The organism is Bradyrhizobium sp. AZCC 2230, assembly GCF_036924495.1.
In the GTDB taxonomy this organism is placed as follows: Bacteria; Pseudomonadota; Alphaproteobacteria; order Rhizobiales; family Xanthobacteraceae; genus Bradyrhizobium; species Bradyrhizobium rifense.
In genome coordinates this window covers 1373902-1396691 of record NZ_JAZHRS010000001.1, presented here as the reverse complement: position 1 = coordinate 1396691, position 22790 = coordinate 1373902, and the positions used below count along the sequence as shown (strand labels likewise).

Genomic DNA, 22790 nt, shown 5'->3' with positions numbered 1-22790 from the left:
CATTTGCAGGCCTTTCGAGGCGAAGGCCCCATGATAGAAAATCACGGGGAAGGGGTTTTCGCGCGCGTAATGCTTCAACACCTTTCACTCTGGTAGATACAGGAAGATCGCACGAGGTCAGGCCGGCGAGACCGCTGACGAAACGGTTGAAGCTGCCGAAGCTGCCAGATCCCCCCGCGAAAAGACCCCGCCGGTGGGCGCCGGGGGGCAAGAAGCCGAGCCGGTGTGATATTCGAGGTATCTTCCCAATTTCGCGGCGGCTTTTCCCCCAACTCTTTGCAGCACTTTGCAGCAACACCGGGGGGCATCCCTGATGCAGCCGGTTGTCGTGGAGACCGAGGCCGAGCTGCGCGCGCTGATCCGGGAGCGGATTGCGGAGCTGGGGACGACGTACGGGGCTGTTGAGGCCTACGCGGGCTTGCCGGACTCGTACGTCGCGGCGTTGATGGCGCCGACGAGGATCCGGCGGTTTGGCAATCGATCGTTGCCGTTGTTGCTCCAGGCGTTGGCGCTTGGGATTGCGAAGGTCGAATTCGTCGAGGACCGGGCGAGGGCGGCGAAGGTGCGCAAGCGGCTGGCGCCGAGCCGGCGGAAGGCGGCAGCGCGAAGCCGTCCCCATCAGCACATTGCAGCGCCATGCAAACAGGACGATCTTTTCCGCAGCAACACTGAGGAGCCATCATGGCGAAGACCGACAAGCGACTGATTGGCGCTCGCGTCGATGAGAAATTTGCCGAGCGCGTCTTGGCGGCGGCCGAGCGTGACGAGCGCACCGTTTCGAGTTTCGTGCGCGCGGCGCTGGCCGCGGCGATCAAGCCGAAGCAGCAGCAGGAAAAGGCAGCCTGACATGCCCGACAATTCCGGAACCGGCGGCGCGACGCTCGGCGAGATGCTTCACAGCGGCGACCATGCGGCAGCCGCGGCCGCAGCGGCGGCTATCTCGCAACCGGCTGCTGCCCGGGTTGCTCCTGTCATCCCGTCGGAGGCGAGCGCGGCAGCGGCGCGCTTGAACGAGCTGAAGTCGACGCCCGAATGGCGCGACCAACTGCTCGACGGCTCGCCGAGCCATCTCAAGGAAATGCGCGACCTGCAGGCGGTCATCAGCCGGGGTGCCAATCCCGAGGTCGACAAGGCCATCGCGGGCGTGCTCGACGCGGCCCCGTTCCAGACCACCAAGCGCATGACCATGATCGGCACCGCGGAGCATCTGCGCGCATCCGGCATCGGCGACACTGGCGTCATCCGCCAGGTGCTCGCGGGCGAGCCCGTGACACCGGAGGAGCATGCCACGGCGACCGAAACCAAGGCCCGGCTGATGAACGATCAGGACTTCGTCAAGCGCTACACCGCCGGCGATGGCGAGGCGAAGCGGCAAATGACGTTGCTGAATATCGTGATCTCGAGCCCGAAGAAGTCCGCAGCATGATGCCAATCGCGGGACAGTTATCACCGGCAGGCAGCGCGGCATTCAGCGGCTACGGCGGCAGCGCGCTGCAGGATCAGGCGCGCGACGAGACCGAGGAAACAAGGCGCAAACGACAGGCGGCCAGGGATGCTGGGTTGAGCCCGGCCGGTCAGGCGCTCGCGATCGACTATGGCGCAATGAGCGTGCCAGGCGCAGCGCAGTAATTCAGCAAGCCCGCGTCCCAGTCCCCGCAAGGTACGGCCGGTTCGGGTGAGTACGGCCCCCGCAAGGGACAAGCCGGGTAAGCAGACAGGCCCCGCAAGGACACGCCTGACCACCTCAACTCCGGTCCCCGCTCACGCGGAAACGACCACGCGCAAGGCGTACCAGTCCCCGCAAGGGCAAGACTGGAACATCGGGGCCCCGCAAGGACAAGCCCAGGGACGGCATCAGGCGACAAGCGGAAAATTCCCGCTTTCGTCAACGGGAAAACTCAACCCGGTTTTGATTTTGGAGGCGATCGAACGTGACTGGAGCGGCAAACAAGCGTCACCGCGCCCCGCGTCGAGCAATCGAGCCGCTGGAGGCGATCGATGCGAAGGACGGACCGGCGATGAAAGCGCTGCCGTCGGATCGCCATCGCGCTTTCGTGCGCGCGCTCTACACGGTGCGCCCAGGCCACGGCGCCAAGGTGAAGGCCGCGACACTTGCCGGCTTCGGCACAACGGAGTCGAGCCCGCAATCCATGGCAACGATCGCGAGCCGCCTTGCGCACGACGAGCGCGTGCTTGCTGCGATCGAGGAGGAGGACAAGAAATACATTCGCAGTAGCGCGCCGCGTGCGCTGAGCGCGTTGGGACGCCTGATCGAAGATCCCCGCCACAAGGACCACGCGCGCGGAATCGCGATGGTGCTCGACCGCACCGCGCCCGCCGAGACGCAACACACCGTCAAGGTGCAGCACGACGCTTCGCCGCAGCTTGTGGCAACGGCTGCTGTGTTGAAGCGGATCGCAGAACTTGCCACCCAGGCCGGCCTCGACGTCGACAAGATGCCCCCGCTGATCGATGCCAAGCCCATCGCGAAGTCGGAGCGCGCGGCATGATGGCGGCAACGGAGATTTATCACAAAGGCCGCACGCACGCGGAGCACTGCGCCTGGTTGGAAGCATTGACCGGCGACGAATACCGCATTGTGCATATGCCGATCGGCCACCAGTTCAGCATCGCGCTTGTGTCGGTGTTCAAACACGCATTGCTGACCCTGGAAATGACCGCCGGCCAGCGCATGAAATTTCTGGATGGTATCGCGAGCGTCATCGATGGATCGGTGACGGCCGAAGCCGTCGCGGCGATCGCGCCGGCCGACCCGGTCGGTTTGAAGATGATGCAGGAAATTACGAGATTGCCGGTTGAACGTAAGCGCTTAGCCGGAACCCTTGCTTCGGGATCGGGATAGCTGTGCGAAGAAGCCTCCGGCTTGGACGGAGGTTTGGGATGGGATTGGACAGCAAAAAGGACGTCCATTTGGACGGCTCATCGGCGGGGGCGGTGAGCCGGCTGGAGGTTCTTGAAGGGCCATCGGGGCGCCGCGTGCGTTCGGAAGCTGAGAGAGCCCGGATCGTCGCCGAGAGTCTGCTACCCGGCGCCCAGGTGTCCGAGGTGGCGCGCAAGCACGGAGCGACGCGCTGGCAGATTTACGATTGGCGACGACGCTTTCGACAGCGAGGCATGTTGGCGCCGTGCGAGGTATCGCAGTCGACATTCGCACCGCTGGTCGTGGAAAGCGCGTTGAAGGAGCGTCACGTTCCGGCGATCAAGCTTGAGATCTCGATCGGTGATGTCGTGCTGCGGACGGACACAGCCATAGATGGCGAGCAGCTGTCCCGGGTGATCCGCGCAGTGCGAGCGTCACGATGATCGCGGCCGGTGCCGATCTGAAGATTTACATCGCGACGCGGCCGATCGACTTCCGCTGTGGCCACGATGGGCTTGCGGCGAAGGTGCAGGAGATGCTTCGTCTCGACCCGTTCAGCGGCGCAGCCTTCGTGTTCCGATCGAAACGAGCGGACCGGATCAAGATTTTGGTCTGGGATCGAACGGGCCTGGTGTTAGTGCACAAGCGTCTCGAAGGTTGCAGGTTCGTTTGGCCAACGATTGCAGACGGCGTGATGCGCATATCGCCGGCGATGTTCGCAGCCCTGTTCGAGGGGCTGGATTGGAGGTTGGTCCGCCCGGAAGAAGCGCGACGTCCCCAGGCGGCTGGATAGCTGCGGCAGAATGACTCGGCAGCTATTTTGAATGTGGCACGTGCGGCGGCGATGTGCTCGAAATAGCGCATGAGCATCGCGGCGCTGCGCGACGAAAATGAACAACTCAAAGCGCTTTTGGCGCAAACGCAGGCGGCGTTGAGCGAGCATCAGGGGGCGCTGGCGGCGTCGGAGGAAGCGCGGCGTCGGCTGGAGGTCATCCTCGGCGAATTGCGACGCGAGAAGTTCGGCGCGAAGTCCGAGAAGCTGCGGCCAGATCAGTATCACTTACCGCTGGAAGACGTAGAGATCGCGCAAGGCATCCTGGACGCCGCGCAGGAGAGAGCCGAGGCTGTGATCAAGGGCCGATCGCGGAGCGTGCCGGATCAAGGTTCTCATCGCAATCGCGGCTGCTTGCCTGCCCATTTGCCGCGGGTGGAACGGATCATCGAGCCTGCGAGCACGCTCTGTCCGTGCGGTTGCGGCGCCATGACGAAGATCGGCGAGGACGTCAGCAAACGCCTCGACGTGATCCCGGCGCAATGGCGGGTGTTGGTCACGCGCCGCCCGAAATACATCTGTCGCCGCTGCTCGGGCCCTGTCGTGCAGGCGCACGCACCGGAGCACGTCGTGCCCAGCGGGCTGCCGACCGAAGCGGCCATTGCGCACGTGATCGTCTCCAAGTTTGGCGACCATACGCCGTTTTACCGTCAGGCCGAGATCTATGCGCGCCAGGGGATCCGGCTTGATCGGGCAACACTGGGCAACTGGTCCGGCCGCGCCTGCTTCCATCTTCAGCCCATCGCGGACCACATGCGCCGCCGCCTGGCCATGGCGGATCGTCTGTTCATGGACGAAACCACGGCGCCGGTGCTCGATCCCGGGCGAGGCCAAACGAAGAAGGGCTACTTCTGGGCGATCGTCTCCGACGACCGCGGCCACAGCGGCCCAAGTCCGCCGATCGTGCTGTTCCGATATGCCCCCGGTCGCAGCGGTGCCTTCGCGGAGCAGTTCCTGGACGGCTTTGGCGGGACGCTTCCTGCAATGCGATGCCTATGACGGTTATGACCGGCTGACCGAAGTCGCTCGACCGCAAGGGCCATGGACGCTCGTGCATTGCTGGAGCCATTTGCGCCGGCGCTTCGTTAAATTGGCCCGTAACAGCAAATCGCCGATCGCCGAGGCCGCCGTTCGGCACATCGCGCAGCTTTACGCCATTGAAGCCATGGTACGCGGTGCATCGCCGGACACGCGGCTGGCCGCCCGCAAGGAGCATTCGTCGCCCCTCATCGCTGCTTTAAAGCCGTGGTTTGAGAAACAGCTTTCTATGATCTCCAGCGGTTCGACGCTCGCCGAGGACATCCGCTACGCGCTCAATCACTGGCAAGGGCTGACCCGCTTCCTCGAAGACGGGCGCCTCGAGCTCGACACGAACCCTGTCGAGAACGCCATCCGGCCAGTCTGCCTGACCAGAAAAAATGCGCTCTTCGCGGGCCATGAAATTGGGGCTGAAAATTGGGCCTTGCTGGCGTCGATCGTTGCCACCTGCAAGCTCAACGACGTCAACCCGGCTGCCTACATCGCCGAAACACTCGAGGCGATCATCGACGGCCATCCCCATAGCAGAATCGAAGACCTCATGCCGTGGCGATTCCGCAAAACGTCAAGCCTGCCTCAATAGGGTCCCGGCTGAGCGCTTACGGTTGAACGGCAGGTTTGCGCATTCAAAGACGCCGATGTTTTTCGCCTGATGGCGCAGCTCAATCCATCCCTGCTGAACGCACTGAAGCGCTGCCGGTGGGGCGCTTACGACCACAAACAAATGGGGGATTTAGGATGATTATTCAGCACCCAAACGCCGCTCACCAAGCAACATGCATCGCCGCGGAGGGCGCCCGGCAGCAGGGCGTGGCGGCAGCAATTGCTGCCGGTGGTGGAAGCTCTACCGTCGCGGCAGCGGTCCGCACCGCAGAGATCGCCTTCTATCGTACCGTCATTGCTAGCGCAGTCGCCAATGGCCAGCAAAGCGCACAGTTCGGCCAGGCGCTGCGCGACCTTGGCACCGGCGGCGCATGAGAGCCTCAACACTATTGGCGTTAAGCCATCGCGCCAATACCTCGCCACGGCATTGCCCGGGCGGCTCTGAGTTGATTTCAAATTTCCGACAAGGTGTCAGGCGGAATGGCTTGGTCCCGACGTTTAGCCTCAACGGGATCGGGAAGCGTTGTTTCGATCGTAGGCGTCCAACTGTACCGCGGTCGAGTTTTAACAGCGCATTGCGGGCAGCGATCACGGTGAACATCACCTATCGGGCGAGCTAGGAAACGTCGAAACGTCGTCCGATCAGAGAGACAAGTGCTATTCAAGCGAAGTGCTGAAATCCGGGCGAAATGTGAATCTTGACGGCATGAACCTGATGTTTTGTGCGAGGGCCATTCTGGGATCTCGCGAAGGCTATTATCTGGGGCTTGACTTGTGGGGAGTTTCCCTTTTCGTCCCCGCAGATTATTTAAGGGGTGCGCCATATTCCCAGTGCGGAGGCGTAGTCTTTTCGTTCCACCAATATGGTCCCGTTTCCGCAGTCGCGATGCCCCCGAGAATGCGCCTGTTGTATTGGACAATAACCGTCACGCGCGCTTGCCTGATGGTGTCAGTCACTTCAGTCCCGTTAATGCTAATCGCCCCACGAAGGGGGCACGTGTACGGCGCAGATGACTGGGGTGCGATTGCATTCATCCCCTTCGCGCTAAAGGAGTTGTCCCTGAATGTGTTGGCACCAGGAAGCACGCCATCTACTTTGCACTTCAGCCGCAACCCCGTCAGCGAGAAGAAGACACTTTTATTTTCTACCCTGAAAGGAACGTCAAATGCTGCGCCGAAAGACGGCGGGCCAGCCGAAACAGATGGCTCAGTCGGCCACGGAGGGCCGCCCCATATTTGGTACACGGACGCCCCAAAACTCAATCCACCAAGTATCAACGAGCCAAAAATCCATTTGGCCACTCGAAACCAGCGCGGATATTCTCTTGGCAATTGTTCTGACTTCGGGAGGGCTTGTTGCCGTGCTTCTTGTACTGCTTTCCGTTCTGCGGCCTTTCTAGCTAGATATGCTTGGCTTCTCTTTCTCAATGAGAACGCCTCCGTTTTCTGCGGCATCACGTTCGCTGGTGTCGCCCTACGAATCTTGGTCGCGCACGATTTCGGCGGTTGCATCTTTGATCCCGGCAATAACACCACCGACCTCGCGCGCTGCTTCACGCAAAAAGGGAACCACGGGTTTGCCGCTGATGATTTCCACGTCGCCGAACAAAACACTCCAGCGCAGTTGAACTTGATAGTCGACAATGGAGCCGCGACCAATTCGGAAATATTCTACCTCGTTCGTCGTCGGATCCCATTTGCTATCACGGTGCGGCCCGATGCGGTTAGTAGAGTTCACGCAGGAAAATCCCCATTGTCGCGGACAGTCTTACTTTTTTGCGGCTTCGGCTCGCGCATCGAAAACCTCAATAATGGCGTCATGCCTAAACGTCCGCTTTGCCGCTTCCATGTAGTAAAAGCTAAATGGCATCGCGGGCGGACAGGCATCCGCCCCCAGCTTCTTGATGCAAGTGGCCTGCGCCTGCGCCGTCATGCTGGCGACCTGCGGGTCCTTTCCAGCCAACTCAGCTGCCTGGCTCCATTTCTCGGCGCATTTGTCGAACGCCGCGTCGGCCACCTTTTCTGCGGGTTCTGAGGTCGCTAGTGCGTACTGTCTCAACGCAGCTTTGCTACATCGGACGGCATCAGAGATGATGTTGTCATCCGCCGCTGCGGGACCGCCGGTCAGCGCGGCGCCCAGCACCACGATTGCCAGATTGCGCATGGTCATTTCCCTGCCCAGAGGCATCCAACCGCAACCAAAGGGCGAGCGCAATGGCATTATGGTTTGCTTTGACCTCGAATTTTGTCCGATTCTGCTTCGATCCCTGACACAATTCCGTTTGCCATTCCTACCATTTGATCCAGAACATGCGCCACTGAGCGATCTTTTGACGATGGGAGCGTCAGCGAACACAACGTGCGGAACTATTTCAATCTTGTGGTTGAAGCCGCCGGAGATCGTTGTGACATAGAACACAAACTCCTTCCTCTCGGCATCGAAGCGCGGTGGCATCGCCGCCTCCACGATATCGCCAAAGCCGCCAAAGTCCATTTCGGAAATTTCCACGCCGACTCTATAAGTCTTCGTGTGCTTGCCAGGATTGGAAATTGCTGACAGCGCGTAAAGCAGATCGTTGCCGCCGGGAAATCCCCCGAGAGCTTTCAAAGACGGGTGAAGCTGGGAAGGGATATTCATCGCGCTTCCCTTTCCTTTGAACATATCCTCGAAGGATTGCTTAGATTTAGCGATCGGGAAGTAGATCCTCTCCTTCTCTTTTGCTCCCAAAAGGATCGAGGCCTGCCACGTTGCCTGATCAAGCGCGCTTCGAAGAGAAGTCACGATTTGAGTGGCCTTCGTGCTAAGTGTTTCGGGTACGTCGGTAACTTTTACCCCAACGACCTTGAAACCCGGGCGTCGGTCCAAATCTTCAAACGGCGTGTAGGTATTGCTCTTAGAGAGCGTCACCCTCTCTCGGCGATTGAAGTCGTGCAGATCTTCCCGTGCTTGGGCGAGCCACAGCTTTGGGCTCGTAAAATGTCCAGCCACTTGCCGATCGCCTCCGCCATTTCAGCCCTGGATCTTCGCCTTCAGCCCGATCTCGACCAGGCGGCGGATCGCTTCGGAGCGGATCGTATCATTGGCTTCGCCCCAGGCGTCGACCTCGGCGATCAACGGCGCCGGCATGCGAACTACCACCTGTGGATCCTTCCCCGTGGCAGGTCGGCCTCTCCGCTTTTTGGGCATTACCTTTATTGACTTCTTCATATTTTAGGCATTACCCTAAAATCGAGCCGAGCGGAAGCTGACACTTCCGGACTCGGCTCTAACCCCAACCACGAAGGGCACTTATCAACATGATCGAGGCTGATCCGCGTGTTAGCACGCCACCCTTAAACTCGTCTGCAAGCAACATCATCGACCTGTCCGCGCGCAGAGCGTCCCGCCCTGCCGTCCTGCCGCCTGAGAACGTCGCCGACGTCCAGGCGCTGCCGTACAGCGTCACGCGCCGGATCATCCACTCCCGGAAGCCACGGCGCTCCAAGAACGGCACACCGGAGGAGCGCGCCGCGAAGGCGCAGGCACCGGCCGTTGTGGCATCTTACAGCGGAGTGCCGTTGAGGATGCCGGCCCAAGGTGGGGATGACGTCTACATCCGCATCGCCGAGCACCGCGAAGCGGCGGCCATCTTTGATCGCTGCGTCGACGCCGAGAATGATGCCGAGGGCAAGGTCACCCGCGAAGAGTTCGCTCGGTTGCACCGAGCCACCGCGCGGGCGTGTGATGAAATGATGTTCGCCGCGCGTTGCTTGATACTCTCGGTTCCCACGACGAGGACCGGGCTCGCGCGGTGGACGACATACCTTCGCAAGCTCCTGATCGACTGGGACGGCTGCACCTACGGCAGCCCTTATCTGCCAGAAAAGATCAACGGCAAGCCGTGGATCGACAGGTTTCTTTTGGCTTTGACGATGCGGCTTCGGAAGATGGGCGACGAGTTTCCGACCGAGAAGCGTAAGCGGAGCCGAAAAGACGCGCCGACCTTCGATCAGTTCGTCGGCCACCTGCGAGGATTCCTCAATCATCACGTGCTTGAGGAGGGCAAGACGATCGATCAGGCGCTCGACCTGTTGAGGGGCGGCACGCTTGCCGGCCTCGAGGCTCGCAACCGGAGGCCGCAGCAATGAGCAATATCGTCGACGACCATCTGGTGCCACTAAGGTTTATGGCAGAATTTGCTGCGGGGCTCGTCTGCGAAGACATGGACGCCCATGGCGCGCAGGAGGGCTACTTTCACATCCAGCGGCGCGAAGGGGACCAACTTGTCTTTTGCTGCGTCGACATTCTCCGGCGCGTCGAGGAGCTGATTAATAGCCTATCTCAGCGGGATGCCGCATGAAGCGCCGCCCCAGACTGCACAGGAAGCACGACCGGCAGCGATTGATGACGCACCGCAGACGGTTGAGGCGGTGACAGCAAAAGGCCCGCCGGTCACCTGGCGGGCCTAGCACTCCCTGCGCTCTAATCCGCAATTGGATCGGCAGCCGGGAGCATCGGGGGCTGGAAAGAGAGCCCTGCCATGTTGGCTATTTGGCCACAATACGTAGGAAAACGGATTCCGGTAGTTATACCGACTCCATTTTCGGAATGGGGTGTTCTACTGTGAGAACACCGGCGCGATTTAAGTACTCATCAATTTGCAAGGTTATCCGGGATGGCCGCAGTGGGGGCTGGAACCACCCTGCGGCCTTTCCCCATTTTGAAGACGGTCATTGATCCCGCTTCAGCTTGCGCCGGCCCCAATGCGGCTCTTTGCCCTTCGGGTTGAACTCCGGGACGTGGTGTCGGTTCAACGCCCGCATGATGCCGATCCGGGCGAGCATCGTCGGTCCGCCGCGCTCGGCGACCAGGATCAGCGCTTGCATCGCTGCTTGCCACTCCGACGCGGCGTGCTCCTTCTTCGGCAGCGCGGCAATGTACTCGCCTGCATCGCGCAGCGTCACCAGCTCGCGGCCGTCGACCACGATCGGCTCCTCGAACGGCCGCCCCCAGCCACCAGTCATCCCTTGCTCAAACCCTCCGCAATCGCACGCTCGACCTCGGCGGCGAGCACGCTTAGGTGATCCGCCAGCCGGGTGAACAGATCTCGCTTCTTTGGATCGGTCGCCAGATCTCGGATCAGCGCGCACTCGGCTGCATCCGTGCGGAGCTTTTCCAAGTGAGCCTGCATGTCTTTCATCGCAGCAACTCCGTTCCCGCGAATGGAACCCTATCGCCAATGTGCGGAAGCGAACAGTGCTGATTGCCGCTTTCTCCTAGGCTCTGGACTCTTGGACCTTGCCCAAGGTCCAAGCACCTCCAGCGGCCCCGGCCTCTACCACCTCAAAAGCCCCCCGGCCGGGGCCGTCGTTGGCGACCAACCTGATCTTCAGCGGGATCATCAAGAAGCTGACCTCGAGTGCCTCTGTGCTAGCAACTTCGCGTGGCGCTTCGATCGTGCGGAACGTCGCGGCACAGGCCGCAGGATCTGTCTCAAGCAGCGCCTGCGGCTTACTTTTGTTAGGCACCTTCCTTTCGCGGCCGCATTGGTCCCGATGAGCGAAGCTGATTTTGCAAGATACGTTCAGCAAGCCCAGGTCTGCCTAGATGAGGCTGGGAGGGCCACGCGCGAGGTCGATAAGGAAGCTTGGCTGAAGCTCGGAGAAGAGTGGATGGAGATGGCGCGCAAGGCTCGAAGACAGAAGCCTTCCGAGCACTGAGGCTCCCCGGACTGAATCCCGGTCTCAAGGTTCACTTCCAGGAACTGAATATTTCTGAGGCCGTTACGGAGTGATCATTAACGGCTGAGGGAGTGCGCAATGCGCCGCAGAGTGAAACAGACCAGGTCGCTTGACGAACGAATTGCCGAGCAGGCCGCCAAGCTCAAGGCCATGGCGGATCAATTGCCGGCCGGGGTGGAACGTGAGAGCTTGCTCAAGCGAGCCAGGATCGTCGAGACCGGCGGGCATTTAAGCGACTGGTTGCGCTCGCCCGACTTGCCGGCACCAAAGTGAGTGGGCCGATTTTGACTTTTCAGGGGATCAGCGTTGGGTATAATTCGTTCCGATTGTGGAAAGGTCGCCATGGATTACCGGGCTTATATCATCGACGACGAAGGGCATATCATTGGTGTGCACGAGCTAAATTGCGCCGGTGAGGACGAGGCCAAACAGCAGGCCGCCAAGTTGCTGGACGGCCACGACTTAGAAGTCTGGCACCGGGACCGCCGGATAGCCGTCCTCAAGCGCCACACGCGACATTAGGGCCGCCTCGGTTGGCGGCTCTCTTTCACGCCAATGATCGCAAGCCGCTGGTTGCCCCGCTCGAAGTCTGGCCGGATATCGGCGCCGCGGCTGCCACAGCTCTGGCAGATGAACCGCGGTTCGAGATCCGAAAGCCTCAAATCGTCCGACCATCCATCCGCATTCAGAGCGATGTGGTGGCCGCAATGGCAATAGACCAGCACGCCGCGCAGTCCCATCTGTCGCATCTCGCCGAAGGTGATCTTGAGCTGCCGGCCGTCGGCGTGCGTAGGCGTGTGGCGCTTGTGGCGGGGCATGCCGCCATCGAAGCGGTGCGCCGGCCAGAGTCAAATTGTCGATTAGTGGTGGCTCAGAACGCTCGCGAGCTACTGCGCGTCGTGGGTGTGGAAAAGCACGCGTCCGACAGCGTCCTTTGATCCATCTCAATGCTCAGCGGTGGTGCTCGGCGAGCCTTTGGCCATGAGCCCATCGGACGAGCCAGGCACGCATAGAGAGGAGGAGGCGCCAGAGCCCAAGCCTTCACGCGTGGAGGAGGCTCGACGCATCATCGAGGAATATGCGGACGACCTCCGCGAGATCATCAGGAAGCTGCGGCGCAAGCTGAGTTGAATTCGCGTAAGAACCGCCGGTTATGCTGGCGGCTTATCGCCGACGAAGGCGGCCCTTACTCTTCCGCCAGCTTCTTTTCGATATAGGCGTTCACAGTTTCAGCAAAGGAACGTTGGACTCCAACAACGGCGTCGCGCTGGGCCAGCACGTCTTGCTGGATGAGACGCAAGCCGCTCTTGCGGGCCCCCGACGGCGTGACATCCAGGTATTCGTTGACGGCCCTTTCGGCCAACGGAATGACGCTAGGGTCTCCCTTGGCGATCAGCCGTCGCAACAATCCCTGGCAGGTGTCCAAATGCGGCATGGCCGGACTATGCCAGATTCGAAACTGGGCCACTGCGAATTTCGACCCAGGCCACCAGGGGGCGGGAGCACGGCTCAATGGATCTCGTCGATGCCTCGCGTCAGCACGGCCAGCACGAGCAGGGCGACGATCGCGAGAGCGATCCCGCATCCGATCCAGATGAGCATGTTGCCGTCCCCCAGCCGGCCGATCCGGCGGCGGGGACTATTCGGCAGAAGCTCTGCGGCGTGAAATCCTCGATCGACTCCGGCGGGAGCGTTACCCCTGAGTCAAATTGACTCACCCCGCCCAGGCCGGCAACCGATTTGCCAACACAGTGCCCACACGAGGCTTTTCAGTCGGTTCGGTAGTTTGCCGTAAGTGATTGATTTTGTTGGTGAGCGCGCTGGGGCTCGAACCCAGGACCCCGTGATTAAAAGTCACGTGCTCTACCGGCTGAGCTACGCGCTCCCATGGCCGCTGATGGCTTTACGATCGATCGCCATCGTCTTCGGTCATTTGGAAAAGCATGTCTTGCCGCCGCGTTTGGCTGAAGCGCTGCGGGGAAAACCGGCTGTTTCCGGATCATGCTTTCGGCCCGCGCTGTGTAGGGGGATGAGGCGCTGAGGTCAATAGCGCGCGCGGCGGCCGAAGATCGCGCCAGAGGCGGGGATTCGTCCGACGTTTCCGCCGCTTAGCCCGGGATTTTCAACCTGATTGGCGGCCACCACCCACGCCGAGATCAGTTCGCCTCCTGCCGCACCTCGCTCGGCACCGGCTGCGCGTTGCCCGGCGCCGGCAGGGCGACGGGGCGCAGGCCGATCAGCTCGGCAGTGCGGATCGCGCTGTCGCGCCAGAACTGGAACGAGTTGATGCGGCTGAGCTCGAGGATGGCGATCGCGACCGCGGCCAGGAACGGCAGGCTCTGCAGCACCAGGACGCCGGCGAAGATGTAGATCTCGGTGATCTGCCTAAAGCTGTTGGAGGCGATCAGCACGCCGCAGCCGATCAGGAGCAGGGCGCCGATCACGGCCTCCCAGAACGCCTGGAACTCGATCGACATCCTGGACAGGCCGCCCTTGGAGGTGCGCGCGAACGCGATGTGCTCGGTGATCAGCCCTTGCGCGACCGCGCGCGACACCGTCCATTGCACGCTCATCGCGGCGATCATGGCGCCCAGCATCTGGCCGGGTTTGATCGCGACGCGCGCGCGGTACATCGACAGGAAGTGCGCGAGCGAGACGATGAAGGCGCCGATGATCGGCAGCGTCAAAATCTTGTCGGGGATGGCGATGTCGGCGAACGCCACGATCGGCACCCAGACGAGGTTGAGCAGCGCCACGACCACGCCGAGACTTTCGGCCCCCAGCCAGTTCAGCCAGCCGAGACCGTATTCGCGCTTCTGGTCCGGCGTCAGCCGGCTCCGGCCCGGCAGGAACTGCCGCCAGTGCTTCTTCACGATCTGGAGGCCGCCATAGGCCCAGCGGTGACGCTGCTTCTTGAAGGCTTCGTAGGTGTCGGGGAGCAGGCCCTGGCCATAGCGGTAGCGGGTGTAGTGGGTGGTCCAGCCGAGCTCCTGGATCGCAAGCCCGAGGTCCGAGTCCTCGCAGATCGTGTCGCTCGACCAGCCGCCGGCCATGTCCATCGCGGCGCGGCGGATCAGGCACATCGTGCCGTGCACGATGACGGCGTTGAGCTCGTTGCGCTGGACCATGCCGATGTCGAAGAAGCCGGCATATTCGCCGTTCATGATGTAGTGCATGATTGACAGATCGCCGTCGCGATGCTCCTGCGGCGCCTGCACCAGGCCGACGCGCGGGTCGGCGAAGGCCGGCACGAGGTCCTTCAGCCAGTCGGGCTCGACGACATAGTCGGCATCGAGAATGCCGATGATCTCGGCATCGACGGCGGTGCGGTCCATGGCGATGCGCAACGCGCCGGCCTTGAAACCCTGCACCTTCTCGGCGTTGATGAACTTGAAGCGTTCACCGAGCGCGCGGCAGTGATCCTGGATCGGCTGCCAGAAGGCGGGATCGGGCGTGTTGTTGATGATGACCACGCATTCGTAGTTCGGATAGTCGAGCCGCGACAGCGCATCGAGCGTCTGCTTCAGCATCTCGACCGGCTCGAAATACGCAGGGATGTGGATCGAGACCTTCGGATAGTAATTCTCCGGCACGTTCTCGATCGGCTTGCCCTTGGCGAGCAGCCGCTGCGGCGGCCGGCCGAAGGCGACGGCCGCGATCTCGTCGATGCGGGCCATCGCGATCAGGACGAGAGGAACAAGGAGAATCATGCCGAGCGTCAGCGCGAAGGCCGAGCCGAACAGGAAATAGTGCCCGTTCCAGAACGCGAACACGGTCGCGGCCCAGGCGCCGACGCCGTTGGCGGTGGCCGACAGCAGGAACGCCTGCCTGGCGGTCGGCTGCTCCAGCCGCAGGATCGGCAGCGACAACAGGATGCCGACCAGCAGCGCGATCGTCATCAGCTTCCAATAATCGGGATTCTGGACCGGGCCGGTCCAGGCGAATTTCGGCTCGCGGCTGGCGTTGAGGATGCCCCAGTACGGACCGACGCCGCCTTCGAAGTATTTCCAAGGCTGATCGATGGCCTCGACGATATTGTAATCCATGTCCATGGCGTTGGCGCGGCTGACGAAATTGCGCAGCGTCAGCGCTTGCTGGAACGGACCCGGATCGGCGTTGCGCAGATTGTAGCCCGCGCTCGGCCAGCCGAACTCCGCGATCATGATGCGCTTGCCGGAGAACAGTTTGCGCAGGAGATTGTAGCGGTCTACGGCCTGATCGACCGCTTGGTCCGAGCGGAAATTCTCCCAATACGGTAGCACGTGGGCGGCGATGAAATCGACGCTAGAGGCAAGGTCCGGATTGTCGCGCCAGATGTTCCAGATCTCGCCGGTGGTGACGGGCACGCGGACCGCGCTCTTGACCTTCTTTATCTTGTCGATGAGATCCTCGACCTTCTGATCGGCGGTGAAGATCGCCTCGTTGCCGACCACGACGCCGATGACGTTGCTGTTCTTGCGGGCAAGCTCGATGGCGGCTTTGATCTCCCGCCCGTTGCGCTCCTCGTCCTTATTGATCCACGCGCCGACTGTGACCTTGAGGCCGAACTCGGCCGCGATTGGCGGCACCAATTCGTTACCTTCTGACGCGCCGTAAGAGCGGATGGCACGCGTGATGGTGGAGAGCTTTTTCATGTCGGCGCGAATCTTGTCGGGATCGACGTTGTTGTCGACGACATGGCCGGGTTCGAACGGGGTGTAGGAGAGGCTTGGCAGCAGGCCGTTGAAATCCGGCGCGGGCTCCTTGTCGCGCAGGACTCCCCAGAGGCCGGCGTGGAGCACGGACACGAGCAACAGAACGGCGGCGACAACGCGCATCGCGGCTAAACCAAAAGGGGCTGAGGGGGCAGGGAAGCGGATCCGACCCCGAGATCCGACCAAGTCCGCGGCAAAGGGAGCATACCTCTGCCGCGCGGTTTCTCAACTGTCATGGCCTCATGTCCTTATCAGGGCATGGCCTTGTCCGGTCCGGTCAACGCGCGGCAGTGCCTTCAGTTGCTATCGCCGATCGTTCCTGAACGGAGCCTGAAACGATCGCGACTATTTCTGGGGCGCGGGCGACGGGCTTGCCGCAGGTGCGGGGCTCGCGGCCGGCTGCGGGGCCTGCGAGTTGCCGGTGGTCGGCGCTGCAGGCTGCGAGGCTGCGGCCGCCGCCTGCTGCGGCTGGGAGGCCGGGTTGATCCAGCAAGCGTGCACGCGGCTGTCCAGGGTCTCGGCGATCTTGGGATCGATCTGGGCGCCGAAGCGGGTCAGGCAGCGGAACGCCGCCTGGATGTGGCCGCCGGGGCAGCCGAAGCGGTCATAGAGGTCGAGATGGCGGAACGCGGTATCGAGGTCATCCCGCCACATCAGCCGCACCACGCGCCGGCCGAGCCAGACGCATTCGGGGTTGCCGGCCGGGCCGTTGATGACCTGGGCGGCTTCGGCGAATTCGTCGGTGCGGCGCTGGTTCTGGGCTGCGTCCTTGGCGGCGTCGGCGGGCTGGCTGGCGGCCTTGCCCTGGTCGGGGGCGCCGCTCTGGGCGGAGGCGCCACCGAGGCTGGCCAGCAGGACAAGGGAGGAGACGGCCAAAATGGCGGCGAACTGCCGCAGGACCGCATTTCGTAACTCGAACACCCGTCGCCGCATGAATTCCCCAATATCTCAGCCGTCCGCCCGCGCGGGAAGACCTCGCAGACGCCGACGTGATGGCGTCCAAATGGGTCTCCAATGCGGCGGAAAAGTCCCGCAAAATCCAATGACCTGTAATTGGATTTTTGTCCAGCAAAGTCACGATCCTAAGGCCCGGTCGAACGGCCGCAGCCCAATTCGCCGGGGAGAGCGAGCGCCTTGCCGGCGTCACCCCCTTGGCAGACGGCGTGCGAGCAGGTAATCGACGGACCCTCGCGGAGGACGGAACTATTTCACTTCGTACGCCACTGGCGCTCCTGCTCGTCTCCCTCTGTGCGATTGCTGCCGTGTGGTGGTGGCTTGCCACGCCGATCACGCTCGCGCGCGCCCCCATCGATCCCAATGACAAGGTTCAATGCGTATCCTACGCGCCGTTCCGCGGCGACCAGACGCCGCTGAACGAATGGACCCATATCGAGGCCGACCAGCTCGAGCAGGATTTGCGCCAGCTCAAAGAGATCACCGACTGCGTCCGCACCTATTCGATCGAGAACGGGCTCGACCAGGTGCCCGCGGTCGCGACCAGGATCGGCGGGCTGAAGGTGATCCAGGGCATCTGGCTCGGCAGCAATCGCGCCAAGAATTTTGCGCAAGTGGCGACCGCCGTCCGCCTCACCAAGGAATTTCCCGACACCATCTCCGCGCTCGTCGTCGGCAACGAGGTGTTGCTGCGCGGAGAGATGACGACGTCGGACCTCACCGCGATCATTCGTTCGGTGAAGGCGCAGGTCACCGTGCCCGTGACCTATGCCGACGTCTGGGAATACTGGCTGAAGAACCGCGAGGTCTATGACGCCGTCGACTTCGTCACGATTCATATCCTGCCTTATTGGGAGGATGTCCCGGTGAAGGCGAAGTTCGCAGCGTCCCATGTCGAGGCGATCCGCGAGCGCATGGCGGTGGCGTTCCCGGAGAAGGAGATCCTGATCGGCGAGACCGGCTGGCCGAGCGAAGGCCGCATGCGCGAGGGTGCGCTGCCGTCACGCACCAACCAGGCGCGCGTGGTCTCGGAAATCCTGGGGCTCGCGAAGGCCCTGAAGTTTCGCGTCAACCTGATCGAGGCCTACGACCAGCCGTGGAAACGGCGGCTCGAAGGCACCGTCGGCGGCTATTGGGGCCTGTTCGATTCGGTACGGCGGCAGCTGAAATACCCGCCGGGCGAGCCGATCAGCAATTTCCCGTTCTGGAAATGGTACATGGGCGCCGGCATGGTCCTCAGCGTGCTGGTGTTCGCGGTGGCCGGCATCACGCTGCGCCGCCGGCCCTGGACGCCGCGCTTCTCGGCCTGGCTCGGCGTCGGCATCTCCGCGACATCGGCGGGCATCCTGCTCGGGATCGCGGCCGACAAGATGTTTTACGAGAGCTACGGCTGGGGCGGCTGGCTGCAATGGGGCCTGCTGCTGCTCGCCGGCATCCTGTCGCCGATCTTCTGCGCGCAGGCGCTCGTGATCGGCCGCAATCTGCCGAGCTTCCTCGACCTGCTCGGTCCGCGCGAGGCACGGAAATGGTCGAAGCTCTCGGCCGTGCTCGGCCTCACCCTGGCGGTGACGGCGGTGATCGCGGCCGAGACCGCGCTCGGCTTCGTGTTCGACCCGCGCTACCGCGACTTCCCCTATGCCTCGCTGACGATGGCGGTGGTGCCGTTCGCGCTGTTGATGCTGAACCGCCCGCAGATCGGCGTGCGCCCGATCGCGGAAGCGTTGTTCGCAGGGCTGCTGGCGCTGTCGGCGGTCTACGTGATCCTGAACGAAGGCCGCGACAACTGGCAGGCGATGTGGACCTGCGCGATCTATCTCCTGTTCGCGCTCACGCTGTGGCGGGCGCGGGCCGAGCAAAGCCAAGGATGAGCAGGCCGATCGCCAGGCCCGACAGCACGATGTTGTAGAGCACGATGCCGAGGCCGGCTGCGACCACGCCGAGCGTGAGCAGCACGATCGACGGCCGCATCAGGTTCAGCGTCGCGATCACCAGCGCGACGATGCCGAACACCGAATTCTTGAACAGCGATGTCGATACCGCGCGCGCCTTGCAGATCATGGTCTGCAAGCCGGCATCGCATGCGAGCGCCACCTGCGAGAACTCGATCGCGAGATAGCGCACATAGAGCGCCCAGCCGACGGTGACGAAACCGACGACGATGAGAAACTGCACCTGATAGGGCGTGAGGCGAAACGGCTTTTTTGTCATGCGGGCAATATGGTCGGGATGGCGAGAGGGAGCAACAGGGGCGAGGCATTTTTACACCGGGGGCCGTTGCGCGGACCGTTGCACTCATTTGCGGCAACGCCAACGTCTCAGAACCGTAGCCCTACGGATTTGCGAGGGTTCCAACGTCGCCTAACATCCGACTTGAAGCGTGGACGTGATCGCAGATCCAATCAGGAGCAGATCACGTCGTTCAAGAACGCGACTGCGAGGATGCGAGCGAGGTTGGCAATGGTTGAAGCGTTGCAGGTCAATTTTGCGCTTTGGGGCATGATCATTTGCGCGGCCATCAAGATCAGCCAGTTGGCGGCCATTCTTTGAGCGGCGCAGCCTCAGCCGAGAGGCTCCGGCGGTTCAATCGGAAGCCCTGACAGTCCTACCGTCTGAAGAACGACGATATCGTCGAGCTCGCCGACGCCGTCTCCGGCTTGGCGGCGGCCGCAGCCGGCTGCGGCGCGGGGGCGGGTGCGGGCTCCTCACGCTTTGACGAGCGCTTGGAGGAGTAGCTGCGGCGGTGCTTGTCCGGCTTGGCGGCGGGCGCGGGCGCCGGGGCGGTCTCGGCTTGCGGCACCGAGTCCTGGCTCTTTTCCTGGCTCTTCTCCGAGCTCTTGTCCTGGTTCTTGTCTGAACCCTTGTCCTGGTTTTTATCCTGGTTCTTGTCCGAGCCGCCGCGCATCGACAGGCGCTGGCCGTCGAACACGGTCGTCTCGCAGTGGCGGTCGTTCTCGGCAAGGCCTGCGCAGAGCTTTGCGGCGGCGGCGGCGTTGATCAGGGGGCCGGCACCAAGACGCAGCTGCATCCCGAGGCCGTTATTGCCTTCCTTGATCATGATGATCGGCCGAAGTGCTGCGACCTCCGGATTGGACTTGCTCAGGCCGCGCCAGAGCGCGCGCAGGCCGTCGACCGAATTCGCACTGCCGAGATCGATGGCAAAGCGCGTCTGCTGGACTGCGATTGCGGGAGACTCGGCTTCGGTTGCCTCGGGCGGCTTGGTTGGAGCCGCGGCGATTTCGGTGGGAGCGGGCGCCGCCTCGGGTTTCTTCTCTGAGGTGTCCGGCTGAATCAGTTTCGAGGCCGCCTGATCAGGCGGCGCCATGATCGACTTCGACGGCACCAGCGGAAGGATCGGCAGTGCCGACGTCGTCAGCGGCGACTGCGGGACGAGCGAAGCGGCGGCCGCACTCTGCGGCGGCGGGCCCGGCTGATCCTTCGCAGCCTCTTTCGAACTGTCCTTTGAAGTTTCCTTGGACGCTTCCTTCGATGTTTCCTTCGATGTTTCCTTGGGCTCCTTGCCGGCACCTGCGCGCGGCTTGTCGACCAGCGAGGCCGCGGTCGAGGCGACCGGTGCGACATCCGGGGCCGGGGGCTGCGCGGCGGCGACGGGCGTGTCCTGCGGCTTCGACGCAGGAGCCGGCGGCGATGGCGTATTCTGCTTGGCGATGGCGCCGGTGACGGAATCAAGCCCCTGCTCGAGCACCGTGACGCGCGAATAGAGCCGGTCGCGATCGGTGTTCAGAGTGTCGATGGCGGAGGCGAGGCGACGGGCCTCGAGCTGGCTTTCCTTGGTCAGCACCTGGAGACGATCGGACTGGCGGGCGATATCGGCGGAGGCCACCTGGTCGCGCCGCCAGCCGAGCTGGGCCTGGTTGGCCAACACGGCAATCACGACGGCGCCGACGGCGGTCGCGCCCCACGAGCCCAGCCGCCACATCATACGGCGATCGAACGTGCCTTCCTCGGCCAAAAGTCCGGAGAACAGCCCGCCGGTCTCCTTGTCGCCGAAGGCGTCCGCCAGTGGGTCGGAATCCTTTGCCATGAACGTATAGTGCCCAGCCCTGTCTGGCTTCCCCGAATCAATCAGGGAACATTAACAGGAAAACCCACTCGCACTTGAATTCCGGGCGTTTGCGGGGGTAGCAAGGCGACAAGCTCAGGCGACACCGGCTTGTCGCCCGTGGATGTGATGATTGATTCGGCCGTACTGGACAGGATTGCGATGACAGCTCGCTCAAGCCTCACGATCGTGCTCGCCGCCGGCGAAGGCACGCGCATGCGATCCAGCCTGCCGAAAGTGCTGCATCCCGTAGCTTCCCAGACGCTGCTCGCCCATGTGCTCGGTGCCGCACCGCGTGGAACCGGCACTGCGCTTGCGGTCGTGATCGGTCCCGATCACCAGGCAGTCGCGGACGAGGCGAAGCGTATCCGCTCCGACGCGCTCATCTTCGTGCAGGCCGAGCGGCTCGGCACCGCACATGCGGTGCTGGCGGCGCGGGAGGCGATTGCGCGCGGCGTGGACGACGTCCTGATCGCCTTCGGCGATACGCCGCTGATCTCGGCCGAGACGTTTGCGCGGCTCCGTGCGCCGCTCGCGAAAGGCGCTGCGATTGCCGCGCTCGGTTTTCGCGCGGCCGACCCGACCGGCTATGGCCGCTTCATCGTCGAGGGCGCCCGCCTGGTCGCGATCCGCGAGCATGCCGACGCCAACGCGGACGAGCGCAAGATCGATCTGTGCAATGCCGGCGTGATGGCGATCGACGGCCGCCGCGCGCTCGCGATCCTGGACAAAATAGGCAATGCGAATTCCAAGGGCGAGTATTACCTGACCGATGCGGTCGGCGTCGCCCGCGACAATGGATGGGAGTCCGTGGTGATCGAAACCAGCGAGGACGAAGTGCGCGGCATCAACACCAAGGCTCAGCTTGCGGAAGCAGAGGGCGTGATGCAGGCACGGCTGCGCAAGGCGGCGATGGAGGCCGGCGTCACGCTGATCGCCCCCGAAACCGTCTATCTCGCCGCCGACACATTGTTCGGCAAGGACGTCACCATCGAGCCGTTCGTGGTGATAGGACCTGGCGTGTCGATCGCCGACGGCACCGTGATCCATTCCTTCTCGCATCTCGTCGAGACCAAGCTCGGCAAGAACGTCTCGATCGGTCCCTATGCGCGGCTGCGTCCCGGCACCTCGCTCGGCGATGGCGCGCGGATCGGCAATTTCGTGGAGACCAAGGCCGCGACGCTGGAGGCCGGCGTCAAGGTCAACCATCTCTCCTATATTGGCGACGCCACCATCGGCGCCAATTCCAACATCGGCGCCGGCACCATCACCTGCAACTACGATGGCTTCAAGAAGCACAAGACGGTGATCGGGCAGGGCGCCTTCGTTGGCACCAACTCCTCGCTGGTGGCACCCGTGAAGATCGGCAACGGCGCCTATATCGGCTCGGGCTCGGTGATCACACGCGACGTGCCTGATGATGCGATGGCGCTGGAGCGCAGCCCGCAGACCATCCGCGAAGGTGGTGCTGCGCGCTACCGCGAGATGAAGACCAAGGGCAAGATGCCCGAGAAATGAGCGGTCGGGTGCCAGGCGCTTTTCCGTGTCGCTAGGGCTGCGTGCTCATGGAAGACTTCCAGGTATTCGATTTCTTCGTCGAGCACGTCATCACGCCGCCGGGACGATGGGTGCTACAGCAACTCGGCGTGCGGCGCCCGCACGAACACGAACTCGCATCGCTGTTCACCGGACTGGCGTTTTGGGGGCTCACCGGCTTCCTTGTGTTTGCAGTGGTGATGGGGTGGTGAGGCCTCCGCTAGTCGTCGTCGGCGACTTCCGAGAACATCGCTCGCCTCAAGCGCCAGCCGCGCGGCCTGGCGCGCTTTGCCGGTTCGCCGGCGGCCTGCGTGACGAGGACGGGCTTGCTTTCCTTGCCACGCTCCATGGCGCGGTGGGGCGGCGGCCAATGCGCGAGGTGCGTGCCGGTGGTCTCGCTGGCGAGCAGATATGTCGGTGGCAGACCTTTGCGGTCGGACGTGGCTTTCATGGCCTTCATCTCCGGTGCGG

General features: G+C 62.8%; 29 protein-coding genes, 1 tRNA gene and 1 pseudogene. 19 read left to right on the top strand and 12 right to left on the bottom strand.

Going from position 1 to position 22790, the window contains the following annotated elements; genetic code table 11:
- Window positions 1–313: 313 nt before the first annotated feature.
- The 10 genes and pseudogenes from V1280_RS06680 (at window position 314) to V1280_RS06635 (ending at window position 5729) form a co-directional block, all read left to right on the top strand.
- On the top strand, window positions 314–706 hold the full coding sequence (locus V1280_RS06680; protein WP_334520724.1) for a hypothetical protein: 393 nt from the start codon (window positions 314–316) through the stop codon (window positions 704–706).
- Window positions 682–846 carry a hypothetical protein gene (locus tag V1280_RS06675; RefSeq protein WP_334520721.1) on the top strand — a complete coding sequence of 55 codons (165 nt, stop codon included), beginning with the start codon at window positions 682–684 and terminating at the stop codon, window positions 844–846. Before V1280_RS06680 ends, V1280_RS06675 begins: the two co-directional genes overlap by 25 nt.
- Before the next feature lies 1 nt (window position 847).
- A complete protein-coding gene (locus V1280_RS06670) occupies window positions 848–1426 on the top strand; it encodes a hypothetical protein (RefSeq protein WP_334520718.1) in 579 nt (192 codons plus the stop codon).
- Window positions 1423–1629 carry a hypothetical protein gene (locus tag V1280_RS06665; RefSeq protein ID WP_334520715.1) on the top strand — a complete coding sequence of 69 codons (207 nt, stop codon included), beginning with the start codon at window positions 1423–1425 and terminating at the stop codon, window positions 1627–1629. Before V1280_RS06670 ends, V1280_RS06665 begins: the two co-directional genes overlap by 4 nt.
- 302 nt (window positions 1630–1931) lie before the next feature.
- Window positions 1932–2510: a hypothetical protein gene (locus V1280_RS06660; protein WP_334520713.1), complete on the top strand. Its 579-nt coding sequence runs from the start codon at window positions 1932–1934 to the stop codon at window positions 2508–2510.
- The gene (locus V1280_RS06655; RefSeq protein ID WP_334520711.1) at window positions 2507–2863 is read left to right on the top strand and encodes a hypothetical protein; all 357 of its coding nucleotides are present in this window, start codon (window positions 2507–2509) and stop codon (window positions 2861–2863) included. Before V1280_RS06660 ends, V1280_RS06655 begins: the two co-directional genes overlap by 4 nt.
- A 38-nt stretch (window positions 2864–2901) precedes the next feature.
- Window positions 2902–3324, top strand: coding sequence for an IS66-like element accessory protein TnpA (gene tnpA, locus V1280_RS06650; protein ID WP_334518652.1), 423 nt, complete (start codon window positions 2902–2904; stop codon window positions 3322–3324).
- Complete coding sequence (gene tnpB, locus V1280_RS06645; RefSeq protein ID WP_027545641.1) at window positions 3321–3674, top strand: IS66 family insertion sequence element accessory protein TnpB; 354 nt, start codon at window positions 3321–3323, stop codon at window positions 3672–3674. Before tnpA ends, tnpB begins: the two co-directional genes overlap by 4 nt.
- 69 nt (window positions 3675–3743) lie before the next feature.
- Window positions 3744–5334, top strand: a pseudogene (gene tnpC, locus V1280_RS06640) (IS66 family transposase).
- A 227-nt stretch (window positions 5335–5561) separates the two neighbouring features.
- Window positions 5562–5729 carry a hypothetical protein gene (locus tag V1280_RS06635; RefSeq protein WP_334520708.1) on the top strand — a complete coding sequence of 56 codons (168 nt, stop codon included), beginning with the start codon at window positions 5562–5564 and terminating at the stop codon, window positions 5727–5729.
- Window positions 5730–6828: 1099 nt separating this feature from the next.
- Here the strand turns inward: V1280_RS06635 and V1280_RS06630 are convergent.
- From V1280_RS06630 to V1280_RS06620, 3 genes are read right to left on the bottom strand one after another with little or no spacing between them, the layout of a single operon-like run.
- Window positions 6829–7092: a hypothetical protein gene (locus V1280_RS06630; protein WP_334520705.1), complete on the bottom strand. Its 264-nt coding sequence runs from the start codon at window positions 7090–7092 to the stop codon at window positions 6829–6831.
- A 30-nt stretch (window positions 7093–7122) separates the two neighbouring features.
- Window positions 7123–8343, bottom strand: a complete 1221-nt coding sequence (locus tag V1280_RS06625) for a hypothetical protein (protein ID WP_334520702.1) — start codon at window positions 8341–8343, stop codon at window positions 7123–7125.
- 21 nt (window positions 8344–8364) lie between these two features.
- Complete coding sequence (locus tag V1280_RS06620) at window positions 8365–8493, bottom strand: hypothetical protein (RefSeq protein WP_334520699.1); 129 nt, start codon at window positions 8491–8493, stop codon at window positions 8365–8367.
- 158 nt (window positions 8494–8651) lie between these two features.
- On the opposite strand from V1280_RS06620, the gene V1280_RS06615 reads away from it, so the two are divergent.
- Together V1280_RS06615 and V1280_RS06610 are read left to right on the top strand one after the other, a co-directional pair.
- Complete coding sequence (locus V1280_RS06615; protein WP_334520695.1) at window positions 8652–9482, top strand: hypothetical protein; 831 nt, start codon at window positions 8652–8654, stop codon at window positions 9480–9482.
- Window positions 9479–9694: a hypothetical protein gene (locus V1280_RS06610; RefSeq protein ID WP_334520692.1), complete on the top strand. Its 216-nt coding sequence runs from the start codon at window positions 9479–9481 to the stop codon at window positions 9692–9694. The genes V1280_RS06615 and V1280_RS06610 overlap by 4 nt, the downstream gene beginning before the upstream one ends.
- Window positions 9695–10064: 370 nt before the next feature.
- Here the strand turns inward: V1280_RS06610 and V1280_RS06605 are convergent, their stop codons facing one another.
- Both V1280_RS06605 and V1280_RS06600 read right to left on the bottom strand, forming a co-directional pair.
- Complete coding sequence (locus tag V1280_RS06605) at window positions 10065–10358, bottom strand: hypothetical protein (RefSeq protein WP_334520689.1); 294 nt, start codon at window positions 10356–10358, stop codon at window positions 10065–10067.
- Entirely contained in the window at window positions 10355–10534 is a 180-nt protein-coding gene (locus V1280_RS06600; RefSeq protein ID WP_334520686.1) for a hypothetical protein, read from the bottom strand. Before V1280_RS06600 ends, V1280_RS06605 begins: the two co-directional genes overlap by 4 nt.
- 619 nt (window positions 10535–11153) lie before the next feature.
- On the opposite strand from V1280_RS06600, the gene V1280_RS06595 reads away from it, so the two are divergent.
- The 3 genes from V1280_RS06595 (at window position 11154) to V1280_RS06585 (ending at window position 12013) form a co-directional block, all read left to right on the top strand.
- A complete protein-coding gene (locus tag V1280_RS06595) occupies window positions 11154–11348 on the top strand; it encodes a hypothetical protein (RefSeq protein ID WP_334520683.1) in 195 nt (64 codons plus the stop codon).
- Window positions 11349–11417: 69 nt separating this feature from the next.
- Window positions 11418–11597 carry a hypothetical protein gene (locus V1280_RS06590; RefSeq protein ID WP_334520680.1) on the top strand — a complete coding sequence of 60 codons (180 nt, stop codon included), beginning with the start codon at window positions 11418–11420 and terminating at the stop codon, window positions 11595–11597.
- Window positions 11598–11608: 11 nt separating this feature from the next.
- A complete protein-coding gene (locus V1280_RS06585; protein ID WP_334520677.1) occupies window positions 11609–12013 on the top strand; it encodes a hypothetical protein in 405 nt (134 codons plus the stop codon).
- 248 nt (window positions 12014–12261) lie between these two features.
- Here the strand turns inward: V1280_RS06585 and V1280_RS06580 are convergent, their stop codons facing one another.
- The gene (locus V1280_RS06580; RefSeq protein ID WP_334520674.1) at window positions 12262–12510 is read right to left on the bottom strand and encodes a hypothetical protein; all 249 of its coding nucleotides are present in this window, start codon (window positions 12508–12510) and stop codon (window positions 12262–12264) included.
- A 77-nt stretch (window positions 12511–12587) separates the two neighbouring features.
- Between V1280_RS06580 and V1280_RS06575 the strand changes: the two genes are divergently transcribed.
- A complete protein-coding gene (locus tag V1280_RS06575; protein ID WP_334520671.1) occupies window positions 12588–12788 on the top strand; it encodes a hypothetical protein in 201 nt (66 codons plus the stop codon).
- 96 nt (window positions 12789–12884) lie between these two features.
- Here V1280_RS06575 and V1280_RS06570 read toward each other — a convergent pair.
- From V1280_RS06570 to V1280_RS06560, 3 genes are all read right to left on the bottom strand, one after another.
- A tRNA-Lys gene (locus tag V1280_RS06570) sits at window positions 12885–12960 on the bottom strand.
- Between the two features lie 271 nt (window positions 12961–13231).
- Entirely contained in the window at window positions 13232–15892 is a 2661-nt protein-coding gene (locus V1280_RS06565; RefSeq protein ID WP_334520669.1) for a glycosyltransferase, read from the bottom strand.
- A gap of 222 nt (window positions 15893–16114) precedes the next feature.
- Window positions 16115–16702, bottom strand: a complete 588-nt coding sequence (locus tag V1280_RS06560) for a beta-1-3, beta-1-6-glucan biosynthesis protein (protein ID WP_334520667.1) — start codon at window positions 16700–16702, stop codon at window positions 16115–16117.
- 329 nt (window positions 16703–17031) lie between these two features.
- Here V1280_RS06560 and V1280_RS06555 point away from each other — a divergent pair, with 329 nt between their 5' ends.
- The gene (locus V1280_RS06555; RefSeq protein ID WP_334520664.1) at window positions 17032–18591 is read left to right on the top strand and encodes a glycoside hydrolase family 17 protein; all 1560 of its coding nucleotides are present in this window, start codon (window positions 17032–17034) and stop codon (window positions 18589–18591) included.
- Here the strand turns inward: V1280_RS06555 and V1280_RS06550 are convergent.
- Window positions 18551–18931, bottom strand: coding sequence for a hypothetical protein (locus V1280_RS06550; protein ID WP_334520662.1), 381 nt, complete (start codon window positions 18929–18931; stop codon window positions 18551–18553). The genes V1280_RS06555 and V1280_RS06550 overlap by 41 nt on opposite strands.
- Window positions 18932–19325: 394 nt before the next feature.
- Window positions 19326–20765 carry a hypothetical protein gene (locus V1280_RS06545; RefSeq protein WP_334520660.1) on the bottom strand — a complete coding sequence of 480 codons (1440 nt, stop codon included), beginning with the start codon at window positions 20763–20765 and terminating at the stop codon, window positions 19326–19328.
- Between the two features lie 180 nt (window positions 20766–20945).
- Between V1280_RS06545 and glmU the strand changes: the two genes are divergently transcribed.
- On the top strand, window positions 20946–22301 hold the full coding sequence (glmU, locus tag V1280_RS06540) for a bifunctional UDP-N-acetylglucosamine diphosphorylase/glucosamine-1-phosphate N-acetyltransferase GlmU (RefSeq protein WP_334520658.1): 1356 nt from the start codon (window positions 20946–20948) through the stop codon (window positions 22299–22301).
- A 47-nt stretch (window positions 22302–22348) separates the two neighbouring features.
- Entirely contained in the window at window positions 22349–22531 is a 183-nt protein-coding gene (locus V1280_RS06535; protein WP_334520656.1) for a hypothetical protein, read from the top strand.
- Window positions 22532–22539: 8 nt separating this feature from the next.
- On the opposite strand, the gene V1280_RS06530 is transcribed toward V1280_RS06535, so the two are convergent.
- Window positions 22540–22770 carry a hypothetical protein gene (locus tag V1280_RS06530; RefSeq protein ID WP_334520653.1) on the bottom strand — a complete coding sequence of 77 codons (231 nt, stop codon included), beginning with the start codon at window positions 22768–22770 and terminating at the stop codon, window positions 22540–22542.
- Between the last annotated feature and the right edge of the window lie 20 nt (window positions 22771–22790).